Origin of the sequence: Leeuwenhoekiella sp. MAR_2009_132, assembly GCF_000687915.1 — a bacterium.
In the GTDB taxonomy this organism is placed as follows: domain Bacteria; phylum Bacteroidota; class Bacteroidia; order Flavobacteriales; family Flavobacteriaceae; genus Leeuwenhoekiella.
In genome coordinates, this window is sequence record NZ_JHZY01000004.1 from 2017986 (window position 1) to 2037250 (window position 19265).

Here is a 19265-nt window from a genome sequence, read left to right on the forward strand (position 1 = left end):
CCTAAATTATGGATTATTTTCTTATCGTAACTATTCTGGTAGTTCTTGCAGCAGTTTTTGGTTACATCAATGTTCGGTTTTTAAAATTGCCTAATACCATAGGTTTGATGTTGATTACACTACTGTTTACGGTAGCGGTTGTTATTCTAGGTACGGTAAACGATACATTGCTAAATGCAGAGAGAGCTATAATTAAAAGTATAGATTTTGAAAGTGTTTTGCTAGATGGTATGCTGAGTTTTCTGCTTTTTGCAGGAGCATTGCATACTAATTTTGAACAACTTAGAGTACAACGTTGGCCAGTTTTAGTATTTTCAACAATAGGTGTTTTAACTTCCACATTTCTGGTAGGGGTCGCTCTTTACGGGGTGACTGCATTATTGAGTTTACAGATTGATTTTATATACTGTTTACTTTTTGGAGCTTTAATTTCTCCTACAGACCCTATCGCAGTTTTGGGAATACTTAAAAAGGCAGGAGCACCTAAAAATTTAGAAACTAAAATTGTCGGCGAATCTCTTTTCAATGATGGCGTAGGAGTTGTTGTGTTTCTTACGCTATTTAAAATTGCGGGTTCTACTGAATCTGTTTCCGCAGGTGAAATAGTTAAACTGTTTGGGCTGGAAGTTTTAGGAGGTATAGGTTTAGGTCTTGCTATTGGCTGGGTTACCTACAGGCTTTTAAAGTCTATAGACGATTATGATATTGAAGTTATAATCACGCTTGCCGCCGTAATGGGTGGTACTGTTCTAGCTCAGCAACTACATATGTCTGCGCCTTTAGCGATGGTTACTGCAGGTCTACTTGTGGGTAATGACACAGCACGCAAACATACAATGTCAGAGCTTACACAGACTTATGTAGATAAATTTTGGGAGCTAATAGATATATTACTCAATACCATCCTATTTGTTCTCATAGGTATGGAAATGCTCGTGCTCACTCTAGATTTTAGTGCAATAGTTGCCGGTCTTATAGCAATACCCGTAGTTCTTATATGTAGATATCTATCATTACTGCTGCCTATAACGTTTTTTGAGAAGCATCTCAATTTTGCGCCAAAAACTAATTTAGTAATGACGTGGGGTGGTTTGCGAGGAGGAATATCTATAGCACTTGCACTCGGTTTAACAGCAGATATGCACCGCGACTTATTTCTAATCATCACTTATGTGATTGTCATATTTTCCATATTAATTCAAGGTCTAACTGTAGGAAAAGTGATTGAAAAATTAGGGTTGAGTACACTTGAAAAATCAAATTAAAATGATTTTTTTGTAATCTTAAACTTACATCATAATCATTTTATTTATTTTAATACCGATTACATGTAAATATATCAGCCAATATGATATATTTGAGATGTATAATACTGTAGGGCTATGAGCGCCATTTTTAAATCGTGGCAAAATAATGCTCATAAAGTAAAACGGAATATGCATTTCATTTTTCAACGGAAAAAGGCTTGCTAATAATCTTATTGTAAATCTATAAGAAGATACTTTCTGAATGCTTAGAATACCCTTTATCTGTAAGTTCAAATGTTTAAGTATAAATGAAGTAATTAGTGATAATTATAAATTGAGTTATCTCATACAAGAAATTTGTGAGATTCAATCAAACTTGTAAACTAAACATAAGTTGGTTGTTTCAATTTGAAAGCTAATGTTTTGCTTAAGCACTTATAAATAAAGAGGTGATTGACGTTAAATTATTTTTAGTGATTTAATGTTATTAAAACACTTTTAAATATTTTAATAATTATTAATTATAATTTTATACTTTTGTACAAGTATTTTACATCAATTTGTGTGAATAAATAGTAATGTCAGGATTGGGTTTAGGGACTCGTTCAGAGATGAACATAATTTTCTGGCAATCAGGCCCCCGAAAGGGGGCTTTCTAGTTTCTTATTCTGCGCTTTCAAGTCCTTCGTTTATACGCTCTTCTATTTCTTCATTAGTCTCTTCATCTAATTCGGGTTTTTCTATGATTTCTTCGGTTTCAAGCCAGAAAGTAAAGAACATAGGGTAATGGTCTGAACCCACGTGCGGTAAACGTTTCATCTTATCTACCACAACATCTTCAGAATGAAATAAGTGATCTATAGGAAATCTTAAATACCAGTGATCTGCATGAAAGGTAGGGAAGAGTCCTCGGCCTATTCTAGGATCAATTAAACCGGTCATTTTAGCAAATAGTCTACTTACTCTAGACCATACTACATCATTTAAATCGCCACAAACAATCACAGGACTCTCTAATTCCCGCACTGCTTTTCCTATTATTAGAAGTTCAGCATCGCGTTCTTCTGATGTTTCATTTTCGGTAGGACTGGGAGGAGCAGGGTGTACGCAAATAAGATTTATAAACGATTCATGATTATAATAAACCTTTGTAAATATAGATGGGATATCTTTTTCGACAAGATAATTTACTTGAGTGTCCCCTAACTCATACTTGCTATAAAGGTGCATACCGTAAAAATTATCTAGTGGTACAGGTACAATATGCGGGTAGTTTTCTTCAAGAGATTTTAATCCGGTTTCCCAGTTTTTATCGGTTTCCATCACCAGTAACAAATCTGGTTGATGTTCTTCAACTTGCTTTATAAGTTTATCGTAATCTGTATTGGTTTGTAAAACATTAGATGTGAGTAGGCTTATTTGTTGAAGTTTTTCAGGATTTTCAGGCTTTTTGTCACGTATAGGGTAATAGTGCGAGTATGGGAATACTTTATAAACTTGAAATAAAAGCGTTGCGATTAGACAAGCCGCTACAATATACTCCCAGGTTGCTTCAGGAAAAGCAAATACAGCAATTAATATAATAACTAAAAGTTGTAAAAAACTGGTTTGAACCCGTATAAAATCCCAGCCGCGTATTACCCAGTGTGTTCCCTGCGTTAGGGGCAGTAGGGCAATGAGAATTAGAAAAAGGGCAAAAGCATAAAATACCATAGTGTGTTGTTAGCTGGTGAGTTCTTGAAAAAGTTGTTCTAATGAACGATTCTTTTTGGTAAGCTGTAAGGTTTTAAGACCATTGTCGTGTGCAAAATCAAAAATTACCGGTCGCATATCTGTTATTGTTTCAAAAGTAATTTCATAAACAAATCCTTTTGTGTTTTTAACCAATATTACTTTAGGGAGTTGTAGTAAAGCCACTTCTTCTATACGATAATCAAATTCTACTTCTATAACCTGCTCCTTATCATCTTTAAGATTATCAAGTTTTTTATCTGCTACAATATGTCCCTTATTAATTATTATCACACGATCGCAAATCGCTTCAACCTCTTGCATAATATGTGTAGATAGTAAAACGGTTTTAGTTTTACCAATAGTTCTTATTAGCGATCGTATTTCTTTTAACTGATTGGGGTCTAAACCTGTTGTAGGCTCGTCTAAAATTAAAACTTCGGGATCATTTATTAGTGCGGCAGCAAGACCCACACGTTGTCTGTAACCTTTACTTAGCTGTTTGATTTTTTTAGTGATTTCGGGAGTTAAACCGGTAAGCGTTATAACTTCCTCAATGCGCTCTTTTGGGGCATTATTAAGATCTGCCTGAAACTTTAAATATTCTCTAATATACATTTCAGGATATAACGGATTATTTTCCGCCAGGTAACCTATACTTTTTTGAACTTCAAGCTGTTGTGTTTTCGTAGAATAGTCATTTACTAATGCATCACCTGAAGTGGGCTTTAGATAGGTGGTAAGTATTTTCATCATCGTGCTCTTACCGGCTCCATTAGGTCCTAAAAACCCGGTAATCTCTCCTTTCTGTATGTTAAAGGAGATCGCATCAAGCGCTTTTTGCGTTCCATAATTTTTTGAGATGGCATTTACCACAATAGACATAAGCTGCGCATTTTATTTTTGGTTGGGTGGCTAAAATTAAGCAAATAGGCAACAGCCTTATCTTTCTAAATACTTAAAATACGTAATGATTTACTTAATAATTTGGAGAGTTTGATTTAACAAAAGCTTTATCACTAAAAAAAGGATGTTTTTTAAAGGTCTAATTTGATTTAGTCTAATAAAATGAGCTATTTAATTGATTATCTGTAAAAGTTAGTCGCATTTTAAAAGATTCCTAATTATTTAATTACTTTAGCACCGTAAAACAGAAACAACACATGTTCAACGTACCTTACTTTTATAACCGTTATTATTTCTTTTTCTTTCTGAGAGAAACGGGACCGCTATAATCGTATAGTATTGATATATCATATAGGTCCCGATTTAAAAAATCGGGACTTTTTTTGTTTTAAACTGAAACTTAAAAACTAAATACGCATCTGTGAAACATAAGGTAGCCATACAGGGAATTGAAGGATCCTTTCACCATAAGGTAGCTCAGGATTTTTTTAGCGAAGATGTTGAGGTTGTGGCTTGCCGCAATTTTCAGGATGTGGTTAATAGTCTTTTAAAAGGTGAAAGTACAGATGCAGTAATGGCAATAGAAAACTCTATAGCCGGAAGCATCATACCTAATTATGCACTAATAGACTATCACCAGTTAAATATTGAAGGTGAGCATTATTTGCCTATAAGTCAAAATTTAATGGCGATGCCCGGGCAGACTCTCGAAAATATTAAAGAAGTATGGTCTCACCCCATGGCTTTATTACAATGTAAAGATTTTTTTAAAGATAAAAGTAACATACGCCTTGTTGAAGATGATGATACAGCAGGAGCGGCAAAACGCATCGCCGAGGGTCAATTGACAAATGTAGCAGCAATAGCCAGTGTCACTGCAGCAAAAATTTATGGTTTAGAGATTTTAGCAGAAAACATGCAAACCATTAAAGACAATTCAACACGCTTTTTTATTCTGAATAATAATGGGCGTACAGATACTGATGTACCTGATAAAGCTTCGGTTAAATTTTTGACAGATCATAAAAGAGGCAGTCTGGCAGCGGTACTTAACGTGATGAGTGATTGCAAATTAAACCTTACAAAAATACAGTCGTTACCAGTTATTGAAACGCCCTGGGTGTATTCTTTTTTTGTTGATGTGACTTTTAAAGAGTATAAAGATTTTGATAAGGCAAAAAAATTATTGGCTATAATGGCTGCAGAGTTTAAAGTTCTCGGAGAATATAAAAATCGGAAATAATGATTATAGAATCGGCTAAACGTTTACAGCAGACTTCAGAATATTACTTTTCGCGTAAGCTTAAAGAGGTAAGAGCGCTTGCAGCGGCAGGTAAACCTATCATAAATATGGGTGTAGGTAGTCCAGATTTGCCACCTCCGCCTCACGTTATAGATGCGCTCACACAATCTTTACTAGATGCGCCTGCACACCAGTATCAGAGTTATAAGGGTTTGCCTCAACTTACAAAAGCGATGAGCGACTTTTATGTGAGTAAGTATGCAGTAACCTTAGATTCTGAAACAGAGATTTTACCCTTAATGGGGTCTAAAGAAGGCATTATGCACATAAGCATGGCATTTCTTAATCAGGGTGATCAGGTTTTAATACCTAATCCCGGTTATCCTACCTATTCTTCGGTAACTAATTTGCTTGAGGCTGAGCCTGTGTATTACAATCTTGATGCGGCAAATAACTGGATGCCTAATTACGAAGAGCTTGCTAAGTTAGATTTGAGTAAGGTTAAGTTGATGTGGGTTAATTATCCTCATATGCCAACAGGGGCTAAGGCTACTACAGCAGATTTTGAAAAATTAATTGCCTTCGCAAAAGCTCAAAATATTCTTTTGATTAATGATAACCCGTACAGCTTTATTTTAAATGATAATCCTGAGAGTATTCTAAGTATTCAAGGAGCAAAAGAAGTGGCGCTTGAGCTTAATTCTTTGAGTAAGTCATTTAACATGTCTGGCTGGCGCGTGGGTATGTTACTGGGTGCAGAAGATTATATAAACGCAGTACTAACCGTAAAAAGTAATATGGATAGCGGTATGTTCTACGGAATTCAAAAAGGTGCAGCAGCGGTTTTAACTGAAGGGGAGCGCTGGTTTAATGAACTTAATTCGGTTTATAAATCAAGGCGAGAGCTTATGTGGCAACTTGCAGATGTTCTGGGATGTACGTATGATAAAGAGGCAGCGGGTATGTTTATCTGGGCAAAACTGCCGGAAGGAGCATCAGATGCAGAATCTTTTATAGATGACATTCTTTTAGAGAAAAGCATATTTATAACCCCGGGAACCATATTTGGCTCACAGGGAGCAGGATATATACGTTTTTCGCTTTGCGTAACAGAAGATAAAATTAGAGAAGCGATTAGCAGGTTTTAAGCTTGCGGGGTATCAAAGAAGTTAAGAATAGCAATAAAACAAGTCAACTTGGAAGATTTTAAAAACATATTTGTTTTAGGTATAGGGCTTATAGGCGGTTCTATTGCGCGCGATTTAAAGCGCATATTACCAGAGAGTACAATTTATGGTATAGACAGTAGCGATAATCATTTAACAGAAGCAGTAGGTCTTGGTGTGATTGATCATTCCTCAAGATTTGAAGCATTGAGCCAGGCAGACCTTGTTATTCTTGCAATACCGGTAGATCAGGCTAATTTGTTTTTACCGCCTGTTCTTGATGCAGTAGCAGACAAAGCGCTTGTTATAGATGTAGGCTCTACTAAAGGAAGCGTTTGCGATGCCGTACGCAACCATCCTAAACGCGCTAATTTTTTAGCAGCACATCCTATCGCAGGTACAGAATTTTCTGGACCTTCTGCAGCAATAGAAAATTTGTTTAAAGAAAAAACAATGATTCTTTGTGAGATAGAAGAGACAGACGAAGTATTGCTGGCTAAGGCAATGCAGTTGTTTCAAGTTTTAGAAATGCGTATTCGCTATATGAATCCGCATTCACACGATAAACATATTGCATACGTATCACATTTGTCGCACATAAGCAGTTTTATGCTGGGCAAAACCGTTATTGAAAAAGAGAAAAACGAAAAAGATATTTTTGATATGGCGGGTAGTGGTTTTGCTTCTACAGTACGACTAGCAAAAAGTAATCCGGCAACCTGGACCCCTATTTTTAAAGAGAATAAGGCTAATGTTTTAGAAAGCCTTACCGAATACATAAACAATTTAACACATTTCAAAAACGTTCTTGAAGCCGGCGACTATGAGGAGGTTTATAACGAAATGGAAAATACAAACCACATAAAATCAATACTTAAAGGATTATCGTAATTGGCAAAATGCCGTAAATTTGTAGGATATGGAAAACAAGAAAGAACTTAGAAACTGGTTAGATGCATTCAATCTGGATCATCCTCTGGTAATTGCAGGACCTTGTAGTGCAGAGACCGAAGAACAAGTGCTAAAAATAGCACATGAATTAAAAGATACAGACGCAACTGTATTTAGAGCAGGAATCTGGAAACCGCGTACGCGCCCGGGAATGTTTGAAGGAGTAGGAGCTTTAGGTTTAAAGTGGCTTCAGAAAGCAAAAGAAGAAACCGGTATGCTTACAACTACAGAAGTAGCAAACCCAAACCATGTTGAACTAGCTCTTAAGCATGATGTAGATATCTTATGGATAGGTGCACGTACTACTGTTTCTCCATTCAACATTCAGGAAATTGCAGAAGCTTTAAAAGGCACAGATAAAGTCGTACTTATTAAAAACCCGGTAAACCCAGATTTAGCATTGTGGTTAGGAGCTGTTGAGCGCTTTTATACGCAAGATGTTAAAAATTTAGGCGTAATACACAGAGGGTTCTCTACGTATGAGAAAACCCGTTACCGTAACAACCCTGAGTGGCAGGTTGCAGTAGATTTACAAGATAAATTTCCTGATTTACCTCTAATCTTAGACCCTTCTCACATTGCAGGTCGTCGTGATATTATATTTGATTTGTGTCAAACAGGTCTTGATCTTAATTACGATGGTATTATGGTTGAAACGCATTACGATCCTGATAATGCATGGAGTGATGCTGCACAACAAATAACCCCTTCTACACTGGTTCAAATTATGAAAGATTTGAAAATACGTAAGGAAGAAGGTACTGCTGCAGAATTTAATAATAAATTAAATACATTACGTACACAAATAGATGTTGTAGATCATCAACTTATTGAAAGTCTGGGTAAGCGTATGAAAATTGCAGATTCTATAGGGGAGCTTAAAACGCAAAATAACGTAGCGATACTTCAATCTAAACGATGGAATGAGATTTTGGGAGCAATGATCTTAGAAGGAGAGAAAAATAACTTAAGTGAAGAGTTTATTTTACGCGTGTTTAAAGCGATTCACCAGGAATCTATTAATCACCAAAAGAAAATTTCGAGAATGGAAGAGGCATAATCTTCATATGATTGAAATAATAAAAAAGGCGCTCAATGAGCGCCTTTTTTATTATTTCTAAATTTAGAGACTATTTTGTGTATGCCAGTCTTCTAGAGGCTTTACGCATTAAAACATTTATGAGATCGTCAGAATTGCTTCCAAAGCTTCCGGAAACTTTCTTATTGTAATTCCATAGTAACTCGCCATCTGCTGCATTGTTAATATTCATATTTACAATCGCAGAATTTGTACTTCCCCAGAAGCCTATTAAAAGGCCTAATGCAATAGAAGCCCCCTCAGACATAGGTTTGTTAGTGTCGTAAGTGCCAGATATGATGGCGTCAACTTCCAGAATTTGAGCAAGTTCTTCTGGAGTATAGGTTTCTATATTTTCTGCATTGATGTTTTGCTTCAATAATAAAGCCTTTGTACGTGATGGTTGTTGTACCTCTATTGCGAGGGTTCCTCTTTTTTTACGTTTAAGAAACCAGGAATACATAGCGTCCTGGAGGCTTTCAGCTTCGCTTAATTGCATCTCTTCCAGTTGACCGGGCTCTAACTTTTCCATCTGCTTGGGGCGTAATTCTATTTTTGTTTTAAAAGGTAGAATAGCAATGTTTTTATGGTCTTTGGCTAGCTCGTCAAACTTTGGATTTTCATATAAATGCGTTTGAGACTGGGCGATAAATCCGCTTAAAAAAGTAACTAGAAAAAGGAATTGTGTAATTTTTTTCATATTTGAGGTTATTGTTTGGTTCGCAATAACCACAAAACTAATGACTTTTCAAATTAGTATTATTCAAAATTATTTTATAAAGGCGTTTTATGACTTTGACTCAATCTCTTTTATTTTTTTAATCTAAAGCGCTTTACCGCTAATGTATTTTACGCTTTAACTATTTGAGTTCTTTAAAATAAAGTAGTTTTACAAACTCATTATTTAAAAATAATTTTTGAAAGGAACGGTTTACAAATCTACCGGAAGTTGGTACAGCGTTAAAACAAAAGACGGCACATTTTACGATTGCCGTATTAAGGGCCGCTTTAGAATGCAGGGTATAAAAAGTACAAATCCTGTGGCGGTAGGCGATACGGTTGTGTTTGAGTTAGAGCAGACCAGTGATGCTGTAACGGGAGTTATTAAAGATATAGACAAACGAGAAAATTACATCATACGTAAATCTGTAAATTTGTCAAAGCAGACGCATATTATTGCTGCAAATATAGATCTGTGTTTTTTAGTTGTTACGCTTAACAATCCACCTACATTTACTGCATTTATAGATCGATTTTTAGTTACGTGTGAGGCTTATCATATCAAAGCTGTTTTGCTTTTTAATAAAGTAGATACGTTAAATGATGAAGAATTTGGCGAGGTTAAATATCTGGCCGAAATGTACCGTGAAATAGGGTATACCTGTATTGGTGTTTCTGCAAAAACCGGTAAAAATGTAGATCAGGTCAAAGAATTAATGCTGGGTAAAACCAGTATGTTCTCGGGGCATAGTGGTGTGGGTAAATCTACGCTGGTCAATGCACTAGAGCCTTCATTAGATTTAAAAACTAAAGAAATAAGCGGTCAGCATATGCAAGGTCAACATACAACTACTTTTGCAGAGATGTATGATCTTACGTTTGACGCCCGTATAATAGATACTCCAGGAATAAAAGGTTTTGGAGTTGTTGATATTGAAAAGGAAGAGTTAGGTAATTATTTCCCTGAGTTTTTTGCGTTAAAAGATCAATGCAAATTCAATAATTGCTTACACCTTGAAGAACCTAAATGCGCAATAAAAGAAGCTCTTGAAGATGACCAATTAAGCTGGTCACGTTATCAAAGCTACAAACAGATTATTGAAGGAGATGAGGAAAATTACCGGCGTAATGTTTATGATCAACCTCAGCCCTAAGTTACATTCCCTAAATTTAAAATATGCGAGTAGTTATTCAGCGGGTAAGCGAAGCTTCAGTAATTATAGATAATGTTATCAAAGGAGAAATAGCTTCTGGCTTTATGATACTTCTTGGTATTGAGCCTAATGACAATGAGTCTGATATTGACTGGCTAACTTCAAAGATATGTGGCCTTCGCGTTTTTAGTGATGCCGAGGGTTTAATGAATGAAAGTATTATTGATCAAAATGGCGAAATACTTTTAATAAGTCAGTTTACTTTATTTGCATCTACAAAAAAGGGAAATCGACCTTCATTTTTAAATGCTGCGAAACCCGAAATTGCAATTCCACTGTATGAAAATTTTGTAGGAGTACTTTCTCAGAAGCTTGGCAAACAGGTTAAAACAGGCGAATTTGGCGCCGATATGAAAGTTTCCATCATCAACGATGGGCCAGTAACTATTACAATTGATTCTAAAAACAGAGAGTAGTCCTGATCTAAATGTTTTAAAGCCAGTATTCGCTATAGAAATTGATGCTTTCAAGAAGTTGATCATGATTGCCAGAAGCTTGAATTGTACCGTTTTCTAGTACATAGATCGTATCGGCTATTTTTGGCAAATTGTGAAGACGATGTGAAATAAATAACACAGCACAATCGCTTTTTATTTTACCCAAAATCTTGAGGATAAAATTTTCTGTATTCCTATCCATTGCCGCAGTAGCTTCATCAAGGGTAAGTAAATCTGGATTTTTATAAAGTGCGCGTGCAAATGCCACGAGTTGTTTTTGTCCACCAGAGAGGTTGATGCCTTCTTCACCTAAAATTGTAGCTACACCTTGTGGGAATTTGGCAAAAAGTTGATCAAAACTATATTCCTTAAGAAAGGCATTTAACCTGTCAAAATTTACGTCGCTCCCGAGAAGGATATTGTCAATTACGGTACCCGGAAAAATGTGGATGTCTTGTGGTACAACCCCTATATAATCTCGGTAGCTTTCTAGGGAAACCGCTTCTAAGTCTTGATTACCATTTAATAGAACAGTTCCACTTTCTATTTTATAAAAACCTTGAAGAATTTGCCCAATAGTACTTTTGCCATTACCGCTTTCTCCAACTAAAGCGGCCAGTTTACCCTTTTCCAATTCTATAGATACATTTGAAAACAACTGTTTTTTACCAGCAAATCGAAGAAAAATAAACTCGGCTAAGCTTATTATTTTAAGAAGAGCTTTAAATTTTATAGATACATTTATGAAAAAAAGTCAAGTATTAATGATTGCAGCTAAGATAAAGACTTTTATAAAAAGAAATACGGGGATCTATAAATTACCTACCCATTGCCATTTAGAAGTCGATGCAACTACATCATTTAATTGATCAGTAGTTAGAGTATCGGCCAGATTAGATAAAATAAGTGCTTCTGTGTGTAATAGTTTTTTGGAAACCAACTTAGGGCTAATGTTAGAATAACCAACAATATAAAATTATACTTCATATTACTAAATTTCAAAAACACTTATTTGGGATTTCAAATAAGTGTTTTTGAAATTTATTACTAAAATCAATTAGACTTGTTCTTAAAATAAAATCTTATACCAGTAAGTAAAGAGATAACCAGAGCAAAAATAATTAATAGCATGCTGTCAAAACTAGTTCCTTGAGCATAGGTAAAAGTATATGTCAATGATGCAATTAATATAATTCCAATCAACGTTAAAAGTATCGGGAGGTTTTTATTCATGATTATTTTGTTCCTATATTATTTACCCAATCATATCACTCAACCAACCATTATGACAGTTTGCTAATGAACCCGTAGCAATTGCAACCCCAATTAAACAGCCAGCACCCATAGCAAGAACAGTTACTGCAGTACCGGCAATTAAGCCAGCTATTATAATGGAATTACTAGCATTATCACAACGATTACCTCCATTTAAATTTTCCATTTCGTGTAATTTTAAACTTTTCATAAAATGAAATTTTTAAGTTAAAGATAGTTAATTTATTGTTGTGAGTTATAAAAAATGTCGTTAAATATGATAATTATAAAAAAAGGATAAAAATAATTTGTCTCAATAATACCTTGCTGAGCGCGTACTAATCGCCCAAGCCACCTTAAGTAATATTGAGAGTAGCAAATCTGTACTACACATTCAACTTTTAGAACGATTAGCTACGGAGCTAGAGACCGATATCTATGAATTAATATCTTCTCAAAAGATTGTAGCGAAGGATAAAAACAACATTGCAGCACTGATAATAGTACCAATGTTATATACCAACTTTCAGAAAAGCTTATAGCGCAATACGAATTACGCATAAAAGAGAAAGATGAACAAATAACTGAGTTAAAAGCCCGGTTAAAGCGGTTTGAAAACCTTTAATAGCGTTCTAATTCTTGATTTAAAATGTTTAGTCTCAAAATATAGATTTAATTTCTACCAAAAAAAGGAAATACACCTTCATTTTTAAATGCCGCGAAACCCGAAATTGCAATTCCACTGTATGAAAATTTTGTAGGAGCACTTTCTCAGAAGCTTGGTAAACGGATTAAAACAGGTGAATTTGGCGCCGATATGAAAGTTTCCATCATCAACGACGGGCCGGTAACTATTACAATTGATTCTAAAAACAGAGAATAGTTTAGGAAAATATTAAGATTTTAGTATATTGCTAAACAATATACATATTATCAAAAAGTTATTATTCCTCCTAATTGTTTGCCCCCTACTTACATTTAGTCAAGAAGTAAACTTCTCAGCATTAAATGTCGACTCTGCCCTTTCTCAGGGAGCAGACAGTGTAATTATACACGAAGAAATCACCTTAGACCTTTCAGAAGAAGGCACGTTAAAAACTTCAGTTTATAGAGTTGTTACCGTTTATAATAAGGCTGGTTTATCTGATGTGAAAGCCTATGCTAGTTACAATAACAATTCTAAAGTTTCTAAAATAGAAGCAGTTATCTACGACTTACTGGGCAATGAAAAGCAAAAAATAAAAAAGCGAGATTTTAAAGATGTGAGTGCAGTAAGCGGCGGAACGTTGTATGCAGATAGTCGCATCATGTATTTAGATTATACGGCAACTTCATATCCCTATACGGTAAGTTTTGTTTCAGAAACCGAATCTAAAACCACTGCTTTTCTCAGAGAATGGATGCCCGTCTCCCGGTATGAAAGTGGAACTCAATTCTCACAATTTACTGTAATACATAATCCGGAAAATATCCTAAGATCAAAATCTACACACCTAGAGGAGTATGATGTTACGGTAGAAGAAACAGCAGTTAAAACCGTTTGGACGGCACGTAATATTACCCCGATATCACAAGAATATAATTCTCCTGCTCTCGATAAAAGAATGCCACGTGTAAAGTGCTTTTTTGATACGTTTTATTTAGAAGGAGTACCTGGTATTGCCGGCAATTGGAAAGATTTTGGTAAATGGATGTATGATGAATTGGTTATAGATACACAAGATCTCGATGCAGCGACTATAGCGCAAGTGCAAGAACTTGTTAAAGATCTACCAGATGAGGAGGCTAAGGCAAGAGCTATTTATCAACTTGTACAGGATAAGGTAAGGTACATTAGTGTGCAGGTAGAAATAGGTGGTTGGAAACCTATGAATGCTTCAGATGTACAGCGATTAAGTTATGGCGACTGTAAGGCTTTAAGTAGCTATACACAAAGTTTGCTTAAAGCGGCGGGTATAAAATCCTATTATACCATTTTATACGGTGATACCGGCAAAGAGTCATTAGAGACAGATGTTGTTGCTATGCAGGGTAATCACGCAATTTTGGGTGTACAGCTTGGAGATTCTATTAAATTTTTAGAATGTACCAGTCAGGAGACTCCATTTGGTTATATGGGTTTGTTTACAGATGACAGAGACGTTTTATTAGTAACCGAAGAAGGTGGTAAGCTGGCACGAACTACAAAATACGAGCAGGAAGATAATCTCAATAAAGTCTCAGCAAAATTTATATTAGACGCCGCAGGCGATTTATCGGGTTCTATATCCAGAACTTCCGAGGGAATTTATTATTCGGCCCGAATGCAGTTAGACACTAAGAATGATAAAGATCTCAAAGATTACTATTACAACACTTTTGACGGTATAAAGAATCTATCGGTATCAGATATTAGTTTGCAAAATGATAAGCTGGCAATTAACTATAAAGAAGACATGAATATTGAAGCATCTGGATATGCTTCAAAAATAAATGAGAATTTTTTAATTGAAGTAAATCCCTTTGCGCTTACAAGAGATGCAATACCGCCACGTTATGTTGATCGAAAATCGAATTTTATAATTCTAAGAGGCACGGTGCAAAAACAGGAAGTTGAAATTGCGCTTCCTCAAAATTTCACAGTAAATAGTCTTCCTGAAGATATCGAAATTACTGAAGAATTTGCCTCCTACAAGGCAACCTACAAAATCAAAGAGGGTATGCTATACTATACCCGCATTTTAAAATTAAACGAAGGAGAATATTCGGTAGGTGTTTATAATGCGTATCGTGATTTTTATAAAAACTGTGTGCGTTTAGATGGTCAAAAATTACTAATTGAAAAAAAATAAAATATGCATAAAACTACATTATTCCTGTTTTTTCTAATTACAACAGTAAATTTTGGTCAGGACTTTAGATTTGGAAAAGTTTCTGTTGAAGAACTCAAAGAAGAATCTCACGCGCTTGATTCTGATGCTGATGCAGCTATTTTATTTAGAGAGCAATATTCTCACATTGATTACAGTCAGAATAACGGTTTTACACTCACGACAGAAATATATGAGCGTATTAAAATTTACAACGCTGAAGGTTTTGAATGGGGTACTCATGTGATTCCAATATATCAGGGAGGAGGTGATAATGAAGAAGACATTAATAGTCTTAAAGCAGTAACCTATACGCTTGAAAATGGAAAAGTAGTTGAAACTAAATTACAGAATGACGGTATTTTTAAAGAAGTACGTAATAAGTTTTACAACGTAGAAAAGTTTACAATGCCTAATCTTCAGGCGGGTTGTATTATAGAATTTAAGTATAAGCTAGTATCCCCGTTTCTATCAAATATTGATGAAATACGTCTTCAGGAAGATATCCCTTTAAACAAGGCAGATATTCGTTTTTACAGTCCAGAGTGGTTGGTGTATCAGATGCATCGTAAAGGATTACAACCTTTTAAAGTAGAGGAGTCGAGTAAAGCTGCAAAATTAAATTATGTAGTACGTGTTGATCGCAATGCCGGCTTTGCAACCCTAAGTGGCAGTCAATTACAAAAGAGAAATACCACGCAGAATCAAACTATAGATTATCAAGCTAATAGTTATTCAATTAATGTTGAAAATGTACCCGCAATGAAAGATGAGGTATTTTCTTCTAATATTGATAACTACAGGTCTGCAATAACCTTTGAACTGGCCTATACTAAATACCCCAACGAACCTTTTGAGACGATTACCAGTACATGGGAGGCTGTATCAAAAACGATTTATGATTCTGAAAATTTTGGAGGTCAGTTAAAAAACGACCGGTTTTATGCTGATGATGTAGATGCGGTTATATCGGGCTCAACAACTTCTGAAGAAAAAGCAACGCGAATCTATGAGTTTGTTAAACAAAAAATGAATTGGAATAAATACATAGGTATTTATGCAGATGAGGGTGTGAAAGATGCTTATAAAACCGGAGTAGGTAACACGGCAGATATAAACTTATTATTAGTAAGTATGTTGCGTTATGTGGGACTTGATGCAAACCCTATTATATTAAGTACACGCGATAATGGAATTCCTCTTTTTCCTACCCGTAATGGTTTTAACGACGTAATTGCCGGAGTTAAACTTGATGAGAACGTAATGCTGATGGACGCTACTCATAAAATGGGAGCTGCAAATTTGCTTGAGGAAAAGCTTTTAAACTGGAATGGTAGATTAATACGTGAAGATGGTACGTCAGAATGGGTGAGTTTAAACCCTACAAAACATGCATTAGAAAATACCATGCTCAATTTAGAAATAACAGAAGATTTAGCCATTTCTTGTAGAGCGCGTAGCCAATACACGGGTAATTACGGTTTGTCTTACAGAAGAAATTATAGTGGAAAAAGTGACCAGGAAAGTCTGGAAACACTTGAAGAACGGTATTCGGGGATTGAAATTAATGAATTAGAAATTAAAAATATAGAAGAAGTTTACGAGCCTGTAGAATTGAATTATAGTTTTGAAATGCTAGATGGTATAGAAGAAATAGGAGGTAAACTCTACATATTGCCATTTCTACATTTAGCAACACAAGAAAATCCCTTCAAGTCTGAAGAGCGCAAACATCCTGTAGATTTTATGTACCCGTGGAAAGATAGATTTATTATAAACATTAAACTTCCTCAAGGCTATGTGGTAGAAAGTCTTCCTCAAAATGAAATTGTGAATCTTGCTGAAGATTTAGGGGTGTTCAAATATTTAATATCTAATACAAATGGGTATGTGCAGGTTTCTTGTGAAATGGCATTAAACTCATCTATAATTACCCCGCAATATTATCAGGATTTAAAGAAGTTCTATGAACTTATCGTTTCTAAGCAAAACAATAAGATTGTTTTATCTAAAGTATAAGATGTGAGATTACACAAATTTAAGTTTTGCCTGGCAGCTATTATTTTTTTAAATACGCTTTGTACGCAAGAGTACAAGCTTGATAAAATTTCTGAAGAAGACCTAAGTTCTAGAATCTATGAGAATGATTCTACAGCACCCGCAGTTTATATTGACAAAATAAGAGAGACTTATCTTGATTACGATTCTACACTTAAAAATTGGGTTTTTATAAATGAAATTACAGAGCGTATTAAAATTCTAAATACCAGCGGTCTTGATTATGCCACAAAACGAATCAAATTATATAAAAAAGAAAAAAATGAAGAAGAAGTAGAAGATGTGAGCGGTTTTACATATAATTTAGATGATGGGCAGATTAAAAAACACAAGCTTACAAAAGAGGCAATTTTTGAACAGGAAGTAAGCGAAAATTTTAACGAGACCAGTTTTACGCTTCCAGATGCACGTGTAGGCAGTATTGTAGAATGGAGTTATAAGACGATATCTCCTTTTTATAAAATTGACGATTTAATACTTCAGGAGAATATACCGGTGTTAAATTATTATGCTAAAGTGCGTACACCGGGTATGTTTTCATTTAGAAGAATTAAAAAAGGATATTTTACTATTGATCCTCAAGAATCTGTAAAGAAAAGAACTCTGGGGGTTAGTTATAATCCTAAAGGAGCTTATGGTTCCAGCCTTTCTACTACAAGAAATATGAATATAACATTTAGTGAAATCACCGCTGAATTTTCAAAACAAAATATCCCAGCTTTAAAGAAAGAGGTGTTTATGAACAACCCTGAAAACTACAGAATGTCTGTAGTCTATGAGTTGGTTTCAACAGAATTTGATAAAGGAAATAAAAGGGCGTATGCCACCACCTGGGAAGAGGTTGCAAAATCAATTTTTAAGTCGGTTAACTTTGGAGGGCAATTAGAGCGTGCGATTTACCTTAATGATTTAGGAAAAACAATTACTGTCTCTAATACAAGTACCGAAGATAAAATCACAGCATCTTTAGAAGCCATCAAAGGTAAAATGACGTGGAATGGGGATTACGGGAAATATACAGATCAGGGTTTAAAAAAAGCCTTCACTTTAGGTTCTGGTAATGTTGCAGAAATTAATCTTATGCTTGTAGCTCTTCTTCGGGAAGTAGGAGTGAATGCAAACCCTGTTTTAGTAAGTACAAAGCAATACGGTATTCCTAACTTTCCCACCTTAGAAGGGTTTAATTATGTCCTGGCAGGTGTGCGGGAGGGTGGTAAAACGATTCTGCTTGATGCTACAGATAAATTAAGCGCGCCTAATATCCTGCCCACGCGTGTTTACAACTGGTATGGTAGAATGATTAATAAAAATGGTATTTCTCAGGAAATAGATCTTTTTGAAGATTTAAATTCAGCGACGCATATCTTTTTAAATGCTACATTATCTGAAGAAGGCTCATTAAGTGGAGAGCTTATCAAACGGTATATAGGTATTGAAGCTTTAGATTTTAGAGCTAAATATCGCGATACCGATGTGAATAACTATGCTGATAAGCATCAGGAAAAACTAGGCTTAGATGCAATTAGCAATTATAATCTAAATAATCTTAAAGAATTGTCAGAGCCCATAGTAGAGACTTTCGACTTTGAGAGAGAAGCTGCTGTAGATATTATAGGAGATAAAATTCTCATAAGTCCTTTATTATTTTTTACGGAAACTGAATCACCTTTTAAATCTGATGAACGCCAATATCCCATAGATTTTGAATATCCTTTTTTACGAGATATTCGTATTAATATTAAAATCCCTGAAGGTTATGAGGTAAACAGTTTGCCTGAAGCAATGCGTATAAGTTTGCCTAATGAAATGGGAGATTTCTTTTATTCTATAGTACATACATCGGGGACATTGCAAATTATGGCACGTTTTAATGTAAAAAAGCATTTTATAGATAGTGCATATTATTTTTCTTTAAAAGAATTTTTCAAATTAAAAGTAGCTAAAGAAAATGAACGTGTGATTCTTCAAAAAATCTGACCTGTTTCTATTGCTTTGTTAGGCTTTTTTGATTCTTTAAGTGATTAGTTTTTTACTTTACCTTATTTTAGCGTCTTAAGTAAGAACAACCCAATCATGAAAATCGATAATGCTCAGTTAGCTGTTGACGAGTGGATAAAAACTCACGGAGTTCGCTATTTTAATGAACTTACTAATATGGCTCAGCTCACCGAAGAAGTAGGTGAAGTTGCGCGTATAATCGCACGCCGTTATGGTGAACAAAGCGAGAAAGAGAGCGACAAAAATAAAGATCTGGGAGAAGAACTGGCAGATGTTCTATTTGTAGTGCTTTGTTTGGCAAATCAAACCGGAATAAATCTGCAGGACGCTTTTGATAAAAAGCTTGATTTAAAGACAAAGCGAGATCACGATCGTCACCATAATAATGATAAACTGAAGTAATCGCACTTTCT

16 protein-coding genes and 1 pseudogene are annotated in these 19265 nt (G+C 35.1%); 12 read left to right on the plus strand and 5 right to left on the minus strand.

Features of this window, described 5'->3' with window-relative positions; all coding sequences use genetic code 11:
* The first annotated feature begins 8 nt into the window (after positions 1-8).
* Positions 9-1265 (plus strand): cation:proton antiporter, encoded by a 1257-nt coding sequence (locus tag P164_RS17065; protein ID WP_028377533.1) that lies wholly within the window; start codon positions 9-11, stop codon positions 1263-1265.
* 645 nt (positions 1266-1910) lie between these two features.
* Here the strand turns inward: P164_RS17065 and P164_RS17070 are convergent.
* Positions 1911-2960, minus strand: a complete 1050-nt coding sequence (locus P164_RS17070; RefSeq protein ID WP_035899965.1) for an endonuclease/exonuclease/phosphatase family protein — start codon at positions 2958-2960, stop codon at positions 1911-1913.
* A 9-nt stretch (positions 2961-2969) separates the two neighbouring features.
* Positions 2970-3863, minus strand: a complete 894-nt coding sequence (gene gldA, locus P164_RS17075) for a gliding motility-associated ABC transporter ATP-binding subunit GldA (RefSeq protein ID WP_028377534.1) — start codon at positions 3861-3863, stop codon at positions 2970-2972.
* 442 nt (positions 3864-4305) lie between these two features.
* On the opposite strand from gldA, the gene P164_RS17080 reads away from it, so the two are divergent.
* The 4 genes from P164_RS17080 to P164_RS17095 are packed head-to-tail and all read left to right on the plus strand — an operon-like array spanning position 4306 to position 8304.
* Positions 4306-5127, plus strand: coding sequence for a prephenate dehydratase (locus tag P164_RS17080; RefSeq protein ID WP_028377535.1), 822 nt, complete (start codon positions 4306-4308; stop codon positions 5125-5127).
* Positions 5127-6275 (plus strand): pyridoxal phosphate-dependent aminotransferase, encoded by a 1149-nt coding sequence (locus P164_RS17085; RefSeq protein ID WP_035899966.1) that lies wholly within the window; start codon positions 5127-5129, stop codon positions 6273-6275. The genes P164_RS17080 and P164_RS17085 overlap by 1 nt, the downstream gene beginning before the upstream one ends.
* 48 nt (positions 6276-6323) lie before the next feature.
* Complete coding sequence (locus P164_RS17090; protein WP_028377537.1) at positions 6324-7184, plus strand: prephenate dehydrogenase; 861 nt, start codon at positions 6324-6326, stop codon at positions 7182-7184.
* 28 nt (positions 7185-7212) lie between these two features.
* Positions 7213-8304, plus strand: coding sequence for a bifunctional 3-deoxy-7-phosphoheptulonate synthase/chorismate mutase type II (locus P164_RS17095; protein WP_028377538.1), 1092 nt, complete (start codon positions 7213-7215; stop codon positions 8302-8304).
* A gap of 70 nt (positions 8305-8374) precedes the next feature.
* Here the strand turns inward: P164_RS17095 and P164_RS17100 are convergent, their stop codons facing one another.
* Positions 8375-9022, minus strand: coding sequence for a hypothetical protein (locus P164_RS17100; protein ID WP_028377539.1), 648 nt, complete (start codon positions 9020-9022; stop codon positions 8375-8377).
* Positions 9023-9239: 217 nt separating this feature from the next.
* Here P164_RS17100 and rsgA point away from each other — a divergent pair, with 217 nt between their 5' ends.
* Together rsgA and dtd are read left to right on the plus strand one after the other, a co-directional pair.
* Entirely contained in the window at positions 9240-10196 is a 957-nt protein-coding gene (gene rsgA, locus P164_RS17105) for a ribosome small subunit-dependent GTPase A (protein ID WP_028377540.1), read from the plus strand.
* A gap of 23 nt (positions 10197-10219) precedes the next feature.
* Entirely contained in the window at positions 10220-10672 is a 453-nt protein-coding gene (gene dtd / locus P164_RS17110) for a D-aminoacyl-tRNA deacylase (protein ID WP_028377541.1), read from the plus strand.
* Positions 10673-10688: 16 nt separating this feature from the next.
* Here the strand turns inward: dtd and P164_RS17115 are convergent, their stop codons facing one another.
* Positions 10689-11351, minus strand: a complete 663-nt coding sequence (locus P164_RS17115) for an ATP-binding cassette domain-containing protein (protein ID WP_028377542.1) — start codon at positions 11349-11351, stop codon at positions 10689-10691.
* A 597-nt stretch (positions 11352-11948) separates the two neighbouring features.
* Positions 11949-12158: a hypothetical protein gene (locus P164_RS17125; RefSeq protein WP_028377544.1), complete on the minus strand. Its 210-nt coding sequence runs from the start codon at positions 12156-12158 to the stop codon at positions 11949-11951.
* Positions 12159-12632: 474 nt separating this feature from the next.
* Here P164_RS17125 and P164_RS17130 point away from each other — a divergent pair.
* From P164_RS17130 to P164_RS17150, 5 genes and pseudogenes are all read left to right on the plus strand, one after another.
* Positions 12633-12830 (plus strand): annotated as a pseudogene (locus tag P164_RS17130) (D-aminoacyl-tRNA deacylase); the annotation flags it as partial.
* Positions 12831-12858: 28 nt separating this feature from the next.
* Positions 12859-14778 (plus strand): DUF3857 domain-containing protein, encoded by a 1920-nt coding sequence (locus P164_RS17135; RefSeq protein ID WP_028377545.1) that lies wholly within the window; start codon positions 12859-12861, stop codon positions 14776-14778.
* 3 nt (positions 14779-14781) lie between these two features.
* Complete coding sequence (locus tag P164_RS17140) at positions 14782-16815, plus strand: DUF3857 domain-containing protein (protein WP_028377546.1); 2034 nt, start codon at positions 14782-14784, stop codon at positions 16813-16815.
* 3 nt (positions 16816-16818) lie between these two features.
* Complete coding sequence (locus P164_RS17145) at positions 16819-18831, plus strand: DUF3857 domain-containing protein (RefSeq protein WP_028377547.1); 2013 nt, start codon at positions 16819-16821, stop codon at positions 18829-18831.
* A 96-nt stretch (positions 18832-18927) separates the two neighbouring features.
* Positions 18928-19254: a nucleotide pyrophosphohydrolase gene (locus P164_RS17150; RefSeq protein ID WP_028377548.1), complete on the plus strand. Its 327-nt coding sequence runs from the start codon at positions 18928-18930 to the stop codon at positions 19252-19254.
* The last annotated feature ends 11 nt before the right edge of the window (positions 19255-19265 follow it).

Bases quoted from the DNA above. Each gene is read 5' to 3' on its own strand.
- P164_RS17065 (WP_028377533.1), top strand. From the start codon at position 9: ATGGATTATTTTCTTATCGTAACTATTCTGGTAGTTCTTGCAGCAGTT.
- P164_RS17070 (WP_035899965.1), bottom strand. From the start codon at position 2,960: ATGGTATTTTATGCTTTTGCCCTTTTTCTAATTCTCATTGCCCTACTG.
- gldA (WP_028377534.1), bottom strand. From the start codon at position 3,863: ATGTCTATTGTGGTAAATGCCATCTCAAAAAATTATGGAACGCAAAAA.
- P164_RS17085 (WP_035899966.1), top strand. From the start codon at position 5,127: ATGATTATAGAATCGGCTAAACGTTTACAGCAGACTTCAGAATATTAC.
- P164_RS17095 (WP_028377538.1), top strand. From the start codon at position 7,213: ATGGAAAACAAGAAAGAACTTAGAAACTGGTTAGATGCATTCAATCTG.
- P164_RS17100 (WP_028377539.1), bottom strand. From the start codon at position 9,022: ATGAAAAAAATTACACAATTCCTTTTTCTAGTTACTTTTTTAAGCGGA.
- dtd (WP_028377541.1), top strand. From the start codon at position 10,220: ATGCGAGTAGTTATTCAGCGGGTAAGCGAAGCTTCAGTAATTATAGAT.
- P164_RS17125 (WP_028377544.1), bottom strand. From the start codon at position 12,158: ATGAAAAGTTTAAAATTACACGAAATGGAAAATTTAAATGGAGGTAAT.
- P164_RS17140 (WP_028377546.1), top strand. From the start codon at position 14,782: ATGCATAAAACTACATTATTCCTGTTTTTTCTAATTACAACAGTAAAT.
- P164_RS17150 (WP_028377548.1), top strand. From the start codon at position 18,928: ATGAAAATCGATAATGCTCAGTTAGCTGTTGACGAGTGGATAAAAACT.